Annotated in this window: 14 protein-coding genes; 10 read left to right on the forward strand and 4 right to left on the reverse strand. The window is 68.8% G+C overall.

Going from position 1 to position 13,264, the window contains the following annotated elements; all coding sequences use genetic code 11:
• Nucleotides 1-49: 49 nt before the first annotated feature.
• Nucleotides 50-1,354, forward strand: coding sequence for a PucR family transcriptional regulator (locus JK358_RS31905; RefSeq protein WP_201954906.1), 1,305 nt, complete (start codon nt 50-52; stop codon nt 1,352-1,354).
• Between the two features lie 28 nt (nt 1,355-1,382).
• Here JK358_RS31905 and sigJ read toward each other — a convergent pair whose 3' ends face one another.
• Entirely contained in the window at nt 1,383-2,294 is a 912-nt protein-coding gene (sigJ, locus tag JK358_RS31910) for an RNA polymerase sigma factor SigJ (RefSeq protein ID WP_232852254.1), read from the reverse strand.
• 341 nt (nt 2,295-2,635) lie between these two features.
• Here sigJ and JK358_RS31915 point away from each other — a divergent pair, with 341 nt between their 5' ends.
• Nucleotides 2,636-3,667 (forward strand): amidohydrolase family protein, encoded by a 1,032-nt coding sequence (locus JK358_RS31915; RefSeq protein WP_201954907.1) that lies wholly within the window; start codon nt 2,636-2,638, stop codon nt 3,665-3,667.
• Here JK358_RS31915 and JK358_RS31920 read toward each other — a convergent pair.
• Entirely contained in the window at nt 3,664-4,404 is a 741-nt protein-coding gene (locus tag JK358_RS31920) for a GntR family transcriptional regulator (protein ID WP_201954908.1), read from the reverse strand. The two genes, JK358_RS31915 and JK358_RS31920, sit on opposite strands and share 4 nt — an antisense overlap.
• 97 nt (nt 4,405-4,501) lie before the next feature.
• Here JK358_RS31920 and JK358_RS31925 point away from each other — a divergent pair, with 97 nt between their 5' ends.
• The 6 genes from JK358_RS31925 to JK358_RS31950 all read left to right on the forward strand — a co-directional run bounded on the left by JK358_RS31925 (nt 4,502) and on the right by JK358_RS31950 (nt 10,423).
• Nucleotides 4,502-5,617, forward strand: coding sequence for a TIGR03364 family FAD-dependent oxidoreductase (locus tag JK358_RS31925; protein ID WP_201954909.1), 1,116 nt, complete (start codon nt 4,502-4,504; stop codon nt 5,615-5,617).
• Between the two features lie 32 nt (nt 5,618-5,649).
• Nucleotides 5,650-6,336, forward strand: coding sequence for a phosphonatase-like hydrolase (locus JK358_RS31930; protein ID WP_269811954.1), 687 nt, complete (start codon nt 5,650-5,652; stop codon nt 6,334-6,336).
• 79 nt (nt 6,337-6,415) lie between these two features.
• On the forward strand, nt 6,416-7,513 hold the full coding sequence (locus JK358_RS31935; protein WP_201954910.1) for a 2-aminoethylphosphonate ABC transporter substrate-binding protein: 1,098 nt from the start codon (nt 6,416-6,418) through the stop codon (nt 7,511-7,513).
• A 31-nt stretch (nt 7,514-7,544) separates the two neighbouring features.
• Nucleotides 7,545-8,729, forward strand: coding sequence for an ABC transporter ATP-binding protein (locus tag JK358_RS31940; protein WP_201954911.1), 1,185 nt, complete (start codon nt 7,545-7,547; stop codon nt 8,727-8,729).
• The gene (locus tag JK358_RS31945; RefSeq protein ID WP_201954912.1) at nt 8,726-9,622 is read left to right on the forward strand and encodes a 2-aminoethylphosphonate ABC transporter permease subunit; all 897 of its coding nucleotides are present in this window, start codon (nt 8,726-8,728) and stop codon (nt 9,620-9,622) included. The genes JK358_RS31940 and JK358_RS31945 overlap by 4 nt, the downstream gene beginning before the upstream one ends.
• A gap of 3 nt (nt 9,623-9,625) precedes the next feature.
• Nucleotides 9,626-10,423 (forward strand): ABC transporter permease, encoded by a 798-nt coding sequence (locus tag JK358_RS31950; protein WP_201954913.1) that lies wholly within the window; start codon nt 9,626-9,628, stop codon nt 10,421-10,423.
• 63 nt (nt 10,424-10,486) lie between these two features.
• Here the strand turns inward: JK358_RS31950 and JK358_RS31955 are convergent, their stop codons facing one another.
• Together JK358_RS31955 and JK358_RS31960 are read right to left on the reverse strand one after the other, a co-directional pair.
• Entirely contained in the window at nt 10,487-10,861 is a 375-nt protein-coding gene (locus JK358_RS31955) for a hypothetical protein (RefSeq protein ID WP_201954914.1), read from the reverse strand.
• A gap of 280 nt (nt 10,862-11,141) precedes the next feature.
• A complete protein-coding gene (locus JK358_RS31960) occupies nt 11,142-11,501 on the reverse strand; it encodes a DUF4254 domain-containing protein (protein ID WP_201955061.1) in 360 nt (119 codons plus the stop codon).
• A 313-nt stretch (nt 11,502-11,814) separates the two neighbouring features.
• Here JK358_RS31960 and JK358_RS31965 point away from each other — a divergent pair, with 313 nt between their 5' ends.
• Complete coding sequence (locus JK358_RS31965; RefSeq protein WP_232852256.1) at nt 11,815-12,627, forward strand: helix-turn-helix domain-containing protein; 813 nt, start codon at nt 11,815-11,817, stop codon at nt 12,625-12,627.
• A 150-nt stretch (nt 12,628-12,777) separates the two neighbouring features.
• On the forward strand, nt 12,778-13,245 hold the full coding sequence (locus JK358_RS31970) for an AMP-binding protein (protein WP_201954916.1): 468 nt from the start codon (nt 12,778-12,780) through the stop codon (nt 13,243-13,245).
• Nucleotides 13,246-13,264 lie beyond the last annotated feature (19 nt).

A 13,264-nucleotide genomic window follows, 5' to 3' on the forward strand; every position in this document is an offset into this window, starting at 1 on the left:
ACTCAGCGCCCGACTCGACTGTGGGCGGCACCGAAGGGATCGATTCGACGTGGCAACCCCGGCATTGCTGCTCGGCGGCAGACCGCTGGCCGATCAGCTCGCGCAGCGCACCAGCGGTCTGGTGGCCGACACGGTCGCCCGGGTGCGCGCGGAGGTGACCTTCTACGGATCACTGCCCGAGGAGGCGATCCGGCGGGATGTGACCCGGGTGGTGCGGCGCAATCTGGAGCTGTTCATCGGGACGCTGCGCACCGAAACACTGCCGGACGCAGGCGAATTCGACGCACTGGAGAAGTCGGCGCGCGAGCGGGCCGAGGAGCGGGTGCCGCTCGCGGATGTGCTCGGCGCGTATCACGTGGGCAGCCGGGTGTGGTGGCGCGTCGTCGGCGGCCTGGCCGGGCCCGGCGACGAGGCCGCCGTGGCGCGCGCGGGAGCGCTGCTGCAGCAGTACATCCAACTGGCGACGGCCGCGGTGCTGGCCGGGTACGGCGCGGATCAGGCGCCACCGCCGGCGGCGGACCATGCGCGCACCACCGTTTTCCACGCACTCGCCACCGGTGTCGAGATCGCCGATACGGCACGGGCATTCGGGATCAGCCTGGCACCGCGGTACTGGGTGCTGGTCATCCGGCTCGGCGTGCACCCCGATGAGCGGGATCCGGAGGTCGCGACCACGGTCGCCGCGCGCCGCAAGGCCCGCCGCCTCGAATTCGAACTGGACCGCATCGGCAAGGGCGACACCCTGTGCACGGTGACCAGCGGTGGCGGCGTCGCGTTCATTCCACTGCACGCGCATGCCGTGGATGCGACGGAGATCGGCCCCGATCCCGCCGACACGGCCCCGATCGACACGGCGGCCGTGGAGACCGCCTTCGCCGCCCTGGAGAAACAACTCCGCGACATCGGCCGGGTGGTCGGCGTCAGCAGCCGCTGCGCCGTCGACCTCGCCACCCCCGACCGTATTCCCGAAACCCTTTCCGAGGTAAGGGAACTCCTGGAGGTCGCGGCCCGCTATCGGCCCGGCGAACCGGTGGTGCGCTTCCGCGATCTCGGCCTCGAATACCAGCTCACCCGGCCCAGCCGGGTGACCCGTCTCAATGCCGCGGTCCTGGCCCCGCTCACCGATCCGGTGCTGCGCCACACCCTCGAGACCTACCTGGCCTGCGACGCGAACAGCGGCGCGACCGCGACCCGCCTGCACATCCACCCCAACACGGTGCTCTACCGCCTGCGCAAAGCCGCCGACCTGACCGGCCTCGAACTCGGCAAACCCCGCGACGTGGTGCGCATCATGGCCGCGCTGGCCGCGACGCGGAGCGGTGAGACCCTCCCGCCACCGACAGATTTCGACTGAGGACACGCGGACCGGCCGGGCAGCCGGGTCAGCGGTGGACTCGTGAGAGCTTGTCGGGGTTGGTGATCGAGTAGATCTCCCGGATGCGCTGGCCGGTTGCGTCGGGTTCGACCACGACGACGGCCAGGGGGCTGTCGCCGGAGAAGACCAGCAGGGACGGCTCGCCGTTGACGTGGCGGTAGCGGATCTGCACCGCGCCGGGGCGAAGGTTCTCGGCCACCGCGTGGAAGATGGCTGCCACCCGGGTGTTTCCGTGGACGGGATGCAGGCTGGTGGCGGGGCCCTTGCCGCCGCCGTCGGTCCAGAGGGTCACGTCGGGGGCGAGGACTTCCAGCAGGGCTGCCATATCGCCGCCGAGCGCGGCGGCGGCGAAGCGTTCGGTGACCCGGGCGTGCACGGCCGGATCCGGCTGGTGGCGGGGGCGGCGGGCCTGGACGTGGGCGCGGGCGCGATGGGCGAGCTGACGGACGGCGACAGGGGAACGCCCGAGCAGGTCGGCGATCTCGGGGTGGGTGTAGCCGAACACCTCGTGCAGCACGAAGACCGCGCGCTCGAGCGGGCTGAGCGATTCGAGGACCACCAGGACGGCCAGGGAGAAGGATTCGGCGCGCACGACCGTGTCGGACGTGTCGGTGGCCGTGTTCTCGGTGGTGAGCAATGGTTCCGGAAGCCATTGACCCACATAGGTTTCCCGGCGGCGGGACAGGGCCGACCGGCGGGCCAGCGCCTGGTTGACGGCGATGCGGATCAGGTAGGCGCGCGGATTCTGCACGGGCGCACCGGATTCGGTGCGCGGCGACCAGGCCAGCCACACCTCCTGCAGGACGTCCTCGGTGTCGGTGACGCTGCCGAGCATGTTGTAGACGACCGAGAACAGCAGTTCCCGGTGATCCAGGAAGATCCGCGTCGCCGGGTCGTTCGCGCCGGGGGTGACCGTCATGGGAGCAGTCTGCCCATCGGTCCGGTTCATCACCTCTGTCATGCCCACACAGAGTGCACCGGGCCGCGCGGTGTGACATGGCGGCCCGCCCTGTGGGTTGTTTCACCGAGATCCGCCGCGAATGTCACACCTCGCGGCGGCCCGGCCTCTGTGGAGGTGCGTCGGACGAGCCGGCGCGACCCGCACCCAGGAGAATCCCATGCGCACCCTGATCCACGATGTCCGCGTCTTCGACGGCGAGAACACCACGGCCCGAGCCGATGTGGTGGTGGACGGGCCGCTGATCGGCGTGGCCGACGGCCGCGCCTGCGAGGTGGTCGTCGACGGACGCGGAAAAGACCTTGCTACCCGGGCTGATCGACGCCCACACGCATGTCTTCGACGGCAGCCTCGTCCGCGCGCTGCGCTTCGGTGTGACCACCGAGATCGATATGTTCTGCCTCCCAACTCTTCTCGCGGCGCAGCGCGCGCTCGCCGCGGAGCGTGACGATGTGGCGGATCTGCGCAGCGCGGGCACCCTGGCGACCGCGCCCGGCGGGCATCCGCTCCAGCTCTTCGCCGCGGTGGCCGCCGCCGGGGTCGATATCCCGGACGCACCGGATTCGCTGGAGACCATCGACGAGCCCGGCGCGGCAACGGCTTTCGTCCAGCGCCGGGTGGCCGAGGGCTCGGACTTCTTGAAGATCGTCATCGATGACGGGGCCGTGCACGGCTCGGATATCCCCGCCCTCGGGCTCGATACGGTGACGGCGCTGACGACGGCGGCCCACGCGGCCGGGCTTCCGGTCATCGCCCACGCGCTCACCGCGCGAGAGGTGCAGATCGCCCTCGACGCGGGCGTCGACGGGCTCGCCCACGCGTGGGCGGACGCCGATGCGGCCACCTCGCGGCAACTGGCCGAAAGAGTCTCCGCCCAGGGCGTTTTCGTGGTGAGCACCCTCGCCTACTTCGAGGCCATCTCCGACCACGGCACGCACACAGCCGACCACACGCACCCGGGTTCCCTGGAGAACGCCCTCGACGCGGTCGCCATGCTGCACCGTGCGGGCGCGACACTGCTGGCGGGCACCGACGCCACGCCCTTCGTCCCCGCGCACGGCTCCGGCCTGCATCGTGAACTGCAGCTCCTCACCCGGGCGGGGCTCGCCCCCACCGCGGCGCTCGCGGCCGCGACCAGCCGTTCGGCCCGGCACGCCGGGCTGACGGACCGGGGCCGTATCGCACCGGGCCTGCGCGCGGATCTCCTTCTGGTGGAGGGCGATCCGACCCGGGACATCACCGCCACGCAGCACATCGCCGGGGTGTGGCGGCGCGGCGTCCCCGTGCCGGACCGGGTATCGCTCATCGACGGCCGGGAGCCGCAGCGCACCTAGACCTCGTCGCGCAGAGTCGCCTGGAAGGCGATGCGATCGCCGCGATAGAGCGAGCGCACGCGTTCCACCGGGCGGCCGTCGATGTCGCTGCTGCGACGGTGCAGCAGCAGCATGGGCAGTGCGGTCGTGCATTCGAGCAGGGCCGCCTCGCGGGGGGAGGCGAGGACGGTTTCGATGCGTTCGGTGGCGGCGGCGTATCGCACGCCGGTGGCGCGTACCGCGGCGTAGAGCGAGCTGGTCGGGTCGTAGGTGTCGCGCAGCCCGGCGAAGCGGTCGAGCGGCATGAAAGTGCTTTCCAGTCCGATGCGTTCGCCGTCGGCGAGCAGGATGCGTTCCAGGTGCATGACGGGCGTGTCCGGGGCGACGCCGAGGTCGTGTGCGGTGTCCGGATCGGCGGGGGCGTCGGTCCACTCGACGAGGATGCGGCCGGGCGTGCGCCCGAATTTCAGCGCGCCCTCGGTATAGGAGCGTAAGGACAACGGCTGCGTCATCTTCGGGCGAGAAACGACCGTGCCTCGGCCCTGGCGGCGAATTCTGCCCTCCACCAGTAGTTCTCGCACCGCCTGCCGAACGGTTTCGCGGGCGACGCCGCAGCGCAGCGCCAGTTCGCGCTCCGAGGGCAGCGGATCGCCTTCGGCGAGTTCGTGCAGGAGCGTTTCCAGTTCGGCGCGTACGCGATACGACTTGGGCATGCGGTTCGAGGAAGCGCCCACCCCGGCGGCATCCGGTGTATCCATGCCGCTCAGCGTACATGGAATTGGTCTATACCAATTGTTAACCCAGCGTTTGCGTACGAAACACTCCAAGGTCTAGACCATTGGTCACGATGGGTCCATGCGATTGGTCATCATCGGAGGCGGAATCCTCGGCACCGCACACGCGCTCGCGGCCATCGGCCGCGGCCACGACGTCGTGCACCTGGAACGCGAGGTCGAGGCGCGCGGGGCGACGGTCCGCAACTTCGGGCTGGTGTGGGTGTCGGGCCGCAGCGCCGACGAACTCGACATCACGCTGCGCTCGCGACAGCTGTGGGAGGAGATCGGCGGCAAGGTGCCGGGTGTCGGATTCCGGCCCGCCGGATCGATGACGCTGGTGCGCAGCGACGCCGAACTCGCCGTCGCCGAGGCCGCCGCCGCGAGCGCCTCCGCCGCCGAGCGCGGATTCGAACTGCTCGATCCGGACCGGGTCCGCGAGATCAATCCGGCGCTGCGCGGCAAATTCCTTGCGGGCCTGCACTGTTCGACCGACGCCGCCGTCGAGTCGCGGCAGGCGCTGCCCGCGCTGCGCCGGTACATGGAGGCCACCGGGCGCTACAGCTTCTTCAGCGGCACCGAGGCGCGCACCATCAGCGGCAGCACGGTGATCGACGATCGCGGCCGCCGCCACGAGGGTGATCTGGTGCTGGTCTGCCCGGGCGCGGCGCACGCCGGGCTCACCCGCGAACTGGTCGGCGACCTCCCGGTGCGCCGGGTGCGCCTGCAGATGATGCAGACCGCGCCGCTGGGCGAACCGCTCACCACCGCCGTCGCCGACGGCGACAGCTTCCGCTACTACCCGGCCTTCGCGGGCGAACAGCTGGATCGGCTGAATCGGGAAGAGGCGCAACCGTTCACGGCCGCCCAGCACAAGATGCAGCTGCTGTGCGTGCAGCGCCTGCACGGCGGGCTCACCATCGGCGACACGCACGAGTACGAGGAGCCCTTCAACTTCGACGTGGACGAGGCCCCGTACGAGCACCTCACCGCCGTCGCCGAGGAGTTGCTGGGCCGCAAGCTACCGCCGATCGTGCGGCGCTGGGCGGGCGTGTACAGCCAGAGCATCGACCCCGGCACCATCGTGACCCGCGCGCAAGCCTCCGACAACGTCTGGGTGATCACCGGCCCCGGCGGCCGCGGCATGACGCTGGGCCCGGCGCTCGGCGAGGAAACCGCCGACCTGCTCGGCCTCTGAGCACTCCCCCACTTTCAAGGAGACGAACACCCTTGTCCGACAAGCAGATCGATCTCGCCGTCATGGATATGGCGGGCACCACCGTGGCCGACGGCGGCCTGGTGCTGCGGGCCTTCGAAGAGGCCGCCACCGCCGCCGGGATTCCGGAGACCGGCCCGGAACGCGAGGGCGCGCGCCAGTACGTCATCGACACCATGGGCCAGTCCAAGATAGTCGTCTTCCGCGCGCTGCTGGGCGACGAGGACCGGGCCCAGGCCGCCAACCGCGCCTTCGAAGCCGCCTACGACGAATTCGCCGCGACGGCCGTCGCGCCGATTCCCGGTGCGGCCGAGGCCATTACGGCCCTGCGCACCGCCGGCATCAAGGTGGCGCTCACCACCGGATTCAGCCGCGGCACCCAAGACGCACTGCTGAACGCGCTGGGCTGGAACGAGATCGCCGACCTCACCCTCGCCCCGTCGGACGCGGGTCGCGGCCGCCCCTACCCGGACCTGGTGCTCACCGCACTGCTGCGCCTGGGCATCGATGCCGTGGATCGCGTTGCGGTGCTGGGTGATACGGCCAGCGATATCGCCACCGGACTGGCCGCGGGCGCGCGCATCGTCGCGGGCACGCTCACCGGCGCGCACGACGAGGCGCAGCTGCGCGCGGCCGGAGCCACCCACGTGGTGCCATCCGTCACCGAGTTCGCGCAGCTGCTGCTGGCCGAACGCGGCTGACCCACACAGATTTCCGCCGCCCCGGCCACTGCCCAGCCGCTCGCGCCGGGGCGGCGGAGAACCCCACTGTCCCTTCGATATGCCTTCCCGACGAACTGAAAGTTGCCCCGTGCGTAATACGAACAACCGCCTCGCACGCACCCTCGCTCGCACCGCGCTGATCCTCACCTCCGCCACCGCCCTCACGCTCGGCCTCACCGCCTGCGGTGGCACCGGCACCGAATCCAGCGACGGCAAGACCGTCACCGTCTACTCCGCCGACGGCGTGGGCGACTGGTACAAGACCCAGTTCGCGAAGTTCCAGGAGCAGACCGGCATCGCGGTCAACCTGGTCGAGGCCGGCTCCGGCGAGGTCGTCAACCGGGTCGAGAAGGAACAGTCCAACCCGCAGGCCGACGTGATCGTCACCCTGCCGCCGTTCATGCAGAAGGCCGAGAAGAGCGGACTGCTGCAGCGCAGCGGCGTCGACTTCAGCGGTGTGCCCGCCGCCGACAAGGACACCGACGGCGACTGGGTCACCCTGGCCGGCAACTACCTGTGCTTCATCGCCAACCCGTCGGTGGACGCGTCCAAGCTCACCTGGGACGACCTGCTGAAGCCGGAGTACCAGGGCAAGATCCAGTACTCCACCCCCGGCCAGGCCGGTGACGGCACCGCCGTGCTGATCCTGCTGCAGCAGCTCTACGGCAAGCAGGGCGCGCTCGACTACCTGACCAAGCTGCAGGCCAACAATGTCGGGCCGTCCTCCTCGACGGGCAAGCTGCAGGCCAAGGTCGACAAGGGCGAGATCCTCATCGCCAACGGCGACATCCAGATGAACCTGGCCAATATCAAGGAGAAGGGGTCCAAGTTCAACCTCTTCTTCCCGGCCGAGACCGGCGGCAAGCGGTCCACCGTGGCGCTGCCGTATCTGATGGGCCTGGCCAAGGGCGCGCCGCATGCGGACGAGGCCGAGAAGCTCATGGGCTTCCTGCTGTCGGCCGACGTGCAGAAGACCCTCGTCGACGCCATGGCCGTGCCCGGCCGTGAGGACGTGCGCAACACCCCGGCCACCGGCAACGGCCAGAGCCCGGCCGCGCTGATCGAGAACGTCACGGTCATCCACCCCGATTGGAACACGGTGCTCACCGATCTCGACGCGGATGTGGCCGCGTACCAGAAGGCCACCGGCAGCTAGCGGTACCCACCCAGAAGAGCCAGGAGCAACCATGTCCTCCGCGTTGACGACATCCACGGTGACGGCCACCGACTCCGCCGAACCGGCCATCGTGTTCGACCGCGTCGGTGTCAGCTACGGCCGCGGTCGCAAAACCACTGTCGCACTGGCCGATTTCAACCTGCGCGTCGCCGCGGGGGAAACGGTTGCCCTGCTCGGACCCAGCGGCTCCGGCAAGTCCACCGCGCTCAAGGCCCTGGCCGGATTCGTCCGGCCGACCTCGGGCGCGGTGCGACTGGCCGGGCGCGACGTCACCGACCTCTCCCCCGCCAAGCGCGGGATCGGAGTGGTGGTGCAGTCCTACGCGCTGTTCCCGCATATGCGGGTGCACGACAATGTGGCCTTCGGATTGAAGGCACATCGGGTGCCGCGCAACGAGATCGGCGCTCGGGTCGCCGAAGCGCTCGAGATGGTCGGGATGGGCGCGTACGGAAAGCGGCTGCCCCGGGAACTGTCCGGCGGGCAGCAGCAGCGGGTGGCCATCGCGCGAGCGCTGGCCATCCGGCCCAAGGTCCTGCTGCTGGACGAACCCCTCGCCGCGTTGGACGCGCAGCTTCGGCAATCCATGCTCGGGGAACTCCAGCAGCTGCGAAAAGCCTTGCCGGACACGGCGATGCTGTATGTGACCCACGATCAGGCCGAGGCGCTGGCGCTGGCCGATCGCATCGCGGTCATGCGCGACGCGCGCCTGGTCGATATCGACACCGCGCGCAACCTGTGGCAGCGGCCGTCCACCGACTTCACCGCCGCCTTCCTCGGTGGCGCGAATCTGCTGCCGTGCACCGTGAATCATGTGGCAGGCACGGCGGCGCTGGTGACCGTCGGCGAGCACACGCTGCGGGCCGAAGCGCCCGCACCCGGCGTGGCGCGACCCGACTGGGTGCCCAACGCCGATGCCCGGCTCTGCGTGCGACCGCACACCGTGCAGGTCGGTCCACTCACCGAGCGGGATGCCTTGCGCGGCACCGTGGTCACGAGCGTATGGAAGGGCGCGTCGACCCGACTACACCTCGACGTCACCGGCATTCCGGTGCAGATCACCGCCGATGTCCAGGGACACAGCGAGCTCTCGCCCGGTGACCAGGTCGGCGTGCGCTTCGCCGATCCGGCCGGTGTGCTGATCCCGCCCGGCATCGGAACCGATTCCGCCGCAGACCAGCCCGAGGTGCGGGCATGACTGCCTTGCTCGAATCTCCGGCTCCCGCTTCGGCACCGGAGCCGGTGGAGCCGAAACGCTCGTGGAAACCGGTGCTGTGGACGCTCCCGCCGGTACTGGTGGTGGTGCTCATCGCCGTGTACCCGATCTCGCGGGTGCTGTGGGAATCCACCGAGACCAAGTCCGGGGGGCGCGGGACCGAGACCTGGTCGTCGGTGCTGGCCTCGGAGTCGTTCCGGAATGCGCTGTGGCGCACCGTGATGATCGCGGCGACGTCCACGCTCGGATGCCTGATCCTGGGCACGTTCCTGGCGATCGTGCTGGCGTTCGTGCCGTTTCCCGGATCGGGGCTGGTGGGGCGGCTCATCGACACGGTGCTGACGCTGCCGTCTTTCCTTGTGACACTGGCCTTCACGTTCCTGTACGGCACGGCGGGCGCGGTCAACGCGCTGCTCGGGGAGATCACCGGCAGCAAGGAGCCGGCGCTGAATTTTCTGAGCACGCCGTGGGGTGTGATCCTCGCCGAGGTCACCTTCTTCACACCGTTCGTGGTGCGCCCGCTGCTGGCGGCCTTCGCGCAGCTGCCCCGCGAACAACTGGATGTGGCCTCGAGTCTCGGGGCCTCACCCTGGCGGGTGCTGCGCCAGGTCGTGCTGCCCGAAGCCGGGCCGGCACTCGCCGCGGGTGGCAGCCTCGTACTGCTGCTGACCCTCAACGAATTCGGCATCGTGCTGTTCACCGGCGCGAAGGGCGTGATCACGCTGCCCGCGCTCATCTACACGCGCGGCATCGTCACCTTCGACCTGCCCGGCGCGGCCGTGCTGGCCTCGGTGCAGGTGCTGCTGTCGCTGACCCTCTACATCGGCTACCGCCTGGTCTTCGCCCGCGTGACCAGTGCCCGGAAGGAGAGCTGAGCCGTGCTGGTATGGACTCGACGCGGCCGCGCCGCGGTGCTCACGGTGTTCGCGCTGGTGGTCGCGGTGGTCTTCGTGGCGCCCATCGCCACGGTGGTGGCCGCCGCCCTCGCCGGACGCTGGACCGGCCCGCTCCCTTCGGACCTGGGTTTCGCCAACTTCGGCCGCGCGCTCTCGGGTGAACAGGCCGCCAGTCTCTCGGTCAGCCTGCAGACCGCCCTGCTGGCCGGAGGTATCGCGCTGATCCTCGGCACCTGGGCCGCGCTCGCCTCCCGCGAGGCTCCACAGTGGTTGCGCCGCACCACCGACGCGGTCTTCCATGTGCCCGTGGCGGTTCCCTCGGTGGCCATCGGTCTCGGCGTGCTCATCGCCTTCAACGAGCAGCCGCTGCTGCTGGGCGGCACCAAGTGGATCGTGATCCTCGCTCACACGGTGCTGGTCCTGGCCTATGCCTTCTCGGGTGTCTCCGCTGCCCTCGACCGTCTCGACCCCGGCTATCAGCAGGCCGCCGAATCCCTGGGGGCCGGCCCGATCCGGGTGCTCTTCCGGATCACCCTTCCGCTGCTGCTGCCCGCGCTGGGCGCGGCGGCGGGTCTGGCCATCGCGCTCTCCATGGGCGAGCTCGGGGCCACCATCATGGTGTATCCCGCGACCTGGAAGACCCTGCCCGTCACCATCTTTGCCGAAACCGACCGTGGCGAGGTCTTCGACGCGGCCGCGAGCACCACGCTGCTGGTGCTGGTGACACTGGTGGCGCTCGTCATCCTCGGCCGTCTGAAAGGCCGTGCCGCGCTGCGCTGATCGGACAGCGGTATTGGGCCGGTACCGAATTCGGTACCGGCCCAACCGTTCCCCGAGGAGGGATCAGCTCGGGGAGTCCAGGCCCGCCTGCGCCGACAGCAGCGCGCGGGAATGGTGATCGTCGGTCTCGGTGATGACGCCCGCGGCGAGTAGATAGGCCGCGGCCATGCGGAGGGCGGAATCGCGTAGTCCGGTCACCGCGGTGGTGAGTTGTGTTGCCTTGTCACCGAATCCGCGCTCGAGCTGGTGCGCCGAGTCGAAACCGCCGAAGCCGGAAGGGCTTCCCGCCTCGCGGGCGCGCTCGATCTGCGGGTCGAGCGCGTCCGCGAACCGCAGGAAGTTCGCGGCGCACTTGCGCGCGCCCGCGACATCCATCCGGAAGGTCCCGCCCAGTGCCTGCTGAAACAGCCCGTCGGCTGCGACTTCCCCCGCTTTCACGATCGAACTCCGTCCGTTCTTTGTGAAATACCTTTGACACCCGCAATATCGCGTGGGGCGCACCCGGCGTTCGAGAGATGAAGAATGCAGGGCGGGCGTGCCGCGCCAGTCGACCACGCGGCACGCCGGGCGGGGCGCCCCGTTGCGCCCGCCGTCTTGAGGCGGGCGACGTCTAACGGTTCGAGCGAGCTATTGGTCGGATAGCCCTACGCGAGTTGACGTCACCGCTGACGATCAATGAAACTGTAGCAATGCATTAATTGTGTCAATGCATTTGGAATCATTGTTCTGGTAAACGGCGGCGGCCACCGGCCACGTCGATTACGAGATCAGTGTAGCCGTCCACAAGTTCGGCGAGATGGTACCAGTGTTTATGGGTATTATCGCTGGCCGCGCCTTCATGATCTATCACCTGATTGGCTTCGACCCAGCTCCGGGCCATGCGATCCACAACGGCCCCCAGGCTTTCGGTGTGCAACGCAGCGCCGTTGCGATGCTGTGGGAGTTCCTGTTCCACCCAGTCGTTGATATCGTCTACGAGTTCTTCGCGCCGGCAATCGATCTCGGACACCAGCATGGGATCCCGCACTTGGGCGCGCCGCTCGTGCAGCTCCGCCAGCGCGTGCGCCGACCGTAACAGGACTCGATCTTGAAATCGCCTGCCCTGGAAGGCACAGAGCAATTGGGGAGCCGTCGGCAGGACCGCGGATATCGACATGGTCATCTCGACCCCCCGAACACGCCCACCAACATCACTAATCGCACCAACATGATTGGTCTCCGGATTCAGCTATACCGGTCATCGGATCGGCTGTACACGAATAGGCTAGCTGGATCATGCTCTTACAAATGCAAGAACGCAATACTGCGTTCTAGGTAGTGCGCAAGGCGAAAGGGTTGTCATGGCTGGGAAGCGCACGGTGCTTACCGTCCGTTTGCGCAGACTCGCGGCGATGCTGCACGAGATGCGCGAGACCGCCGGTCTCAGCAAAGAGGTGGTCAGCAGTAAAACCGGCATCAACGTCACCACCCTCTACCGGATCGAAACCGCCCAGGCCAGGCCACAACGCCGCACGCTGACGGCGATGCTCGACCTTTACAAGATCGGCGAACCGCAGCGTTCAGATGCCTTGCAGTTGCTGGTGGACGCGCTCAAGCCCGGTATGGCGCGTTCCTTCGAGGATGCTGTGTCGGAGGTGTACGGCGCGTACATCAACTTCGAAGCCGAGGCCCTGTCGGCGCGCTTCTTCCAGGCCACCTACATCCCGGGCCTGCTGCAGACCCAGGCCTACGCCGACGCGGTCTACGACACCACCATGCCGAAGATCTCGGAACAGGTGCGGGAGCAGCGAATTCGCGCCCGCGTCGAACGGTCGCGAGTGCTCGTCAAGGACGATCCGCTGGAACTGTGGGTGGTCCTCGACGAGGCCGTGGTGCGCCGCACCGTCGGCGGGCCGGAGGTCATGCGCGAGCAGCTGAACCGCATCGTCGAGCACACCGAGAAGCGCAATGTGATCCTGCAGATCCTGCCCTTCGACGCCGGCGCGCACCCGGGCATGCTGGGATCCTTTACGCTGCTGGACTTTCCGGATCCCGCCGACCCGGAACTGGTGTACGTGGAGGGCATCGCCAGCGACGAGCTCATCGAGGGCCATCCGGAGGTCCGCCGCTACGGCGTCATGTTCGACCAGCTACGGGCCATGGCGCTGAGCCCGCGCGACTCCATCACCATGATCGCGCAGACCATGGACAAACTGGGCACTTGATCTTCCACCCACCCTGGGGTGGAAGGAACATCACCCTCGGAGCGGAGATCGACAGTACTGAGGTTGCTGTCTGATCGAACCGGATGCGACGACAGTGGGATACATCCCGAACAGCACCACACAGTCGCATTTCCGAGAGGATGATATTCGATGTGCAAGCAGCTCGAATCGCCGGTCGCCACCCTCGTTCCGCTGCGGGCGAGCGGGGAGTCCCCTGCTCCGCACACCGATCCCGCCGCCGTCGCGGTGACCGCCGGCAACGTCACGCTGACCTACGCCGAACTCGATCGCTGGTCGAACCGGCTGGCCCGGATGCTGCTCCGCCTCGGAGCCCGCCCCGGCACCCGCGTAGCGATCGCGGAGACCCCGCAGCTGGAGGCGATCGTAGCCCGGCTGGCCATCGCCAAGACCGGCGCGACACCTGTGCCCTTCGCCTCCACCGAGACCCGCACCAGCCGTGTGGATTTCGGTGTGACCACGAAGGAAGGCCTGGATCTGGTCACCGATTCGAGCCGCTGGCTGGTGCTGGACGAGCGCGACACCCTCGTGCAGTACCTGACCGGCTCCGACGCGCCGCTCACCGACGCGGAGCTCCATCGGACGCGGATAGCCTCCTGACCCGTCCGAATCACACCAG

The organism is Nocardia acididurans (genome assembly GCF_016741815.1).
In the GTDB taxonomy this organism is placed as follows: Bacteria; Actinomycetota; Actinomycetes; order Mycobacteriales; family Mycobacteriaceae; genus Nocardia; species Nocardia acididurans.

Excerpts from the sequence above, each read along its gene's own strand:
- sigJ (WP_232852254.1), bottom strand. The coding sequence starts at position 2,294 with ATGACGGTCACCCCCGGCGCGAACGACCCGGCGACGCGGATCTTCCTG.
- JK358_RS31920 (WP_201954908.1), bottom strand. The coding sequence starts at position 4,404 with ATGGATACACCGGATGCCGCCGGGGTGGGCGCTTCCTCGAACCGCATG.
- JK358_RS31925 (WP_201954909.1), top strand. The coding sequence starts at position 4,502 with ATGCGATTGGTCATCATCGGAGGCGGAATCCTCGGCACCGCACACGCG.
- JK358_RS31935 (WP_201954910.1), top strand. The coding sequence starts at position 6,416 with ATGCCTTCCCGACGAACTGAAAGTTGCCCCGTGCGTAATACGAACAAC.
- JK358_RS31940 (WP_201954911.1), top strand. The coding sequence starts at position 7,545 with ATGTCCTCCGCGTTGACGACATCCACGGTGACGGCCACCGACTCCGCC.
- JK358_RS31945 (WP_201954912.1), top strand. The coding sequence starts at position 8,726 with ATGACTGCCTTGCTCGAATCTCCGGCTCCCGCTTCGGCACCGGAGCCG.
- JK358_RS31965 (WP_232852256.1), top strand. The coding sequence starts at position 11,815 with ATGCTGCACGAGATGCGCGAGACCGCCGGTCTCAGCAAAGAGGTGGTC.
- JK358_RS31970 (WP_201954916.1), top strand. The coding sequence starts at position 12,778 with ATGTGCAAGCAGCTCGAATCGCCGGTCGCCACCCTCGTTCCGCTGCGG.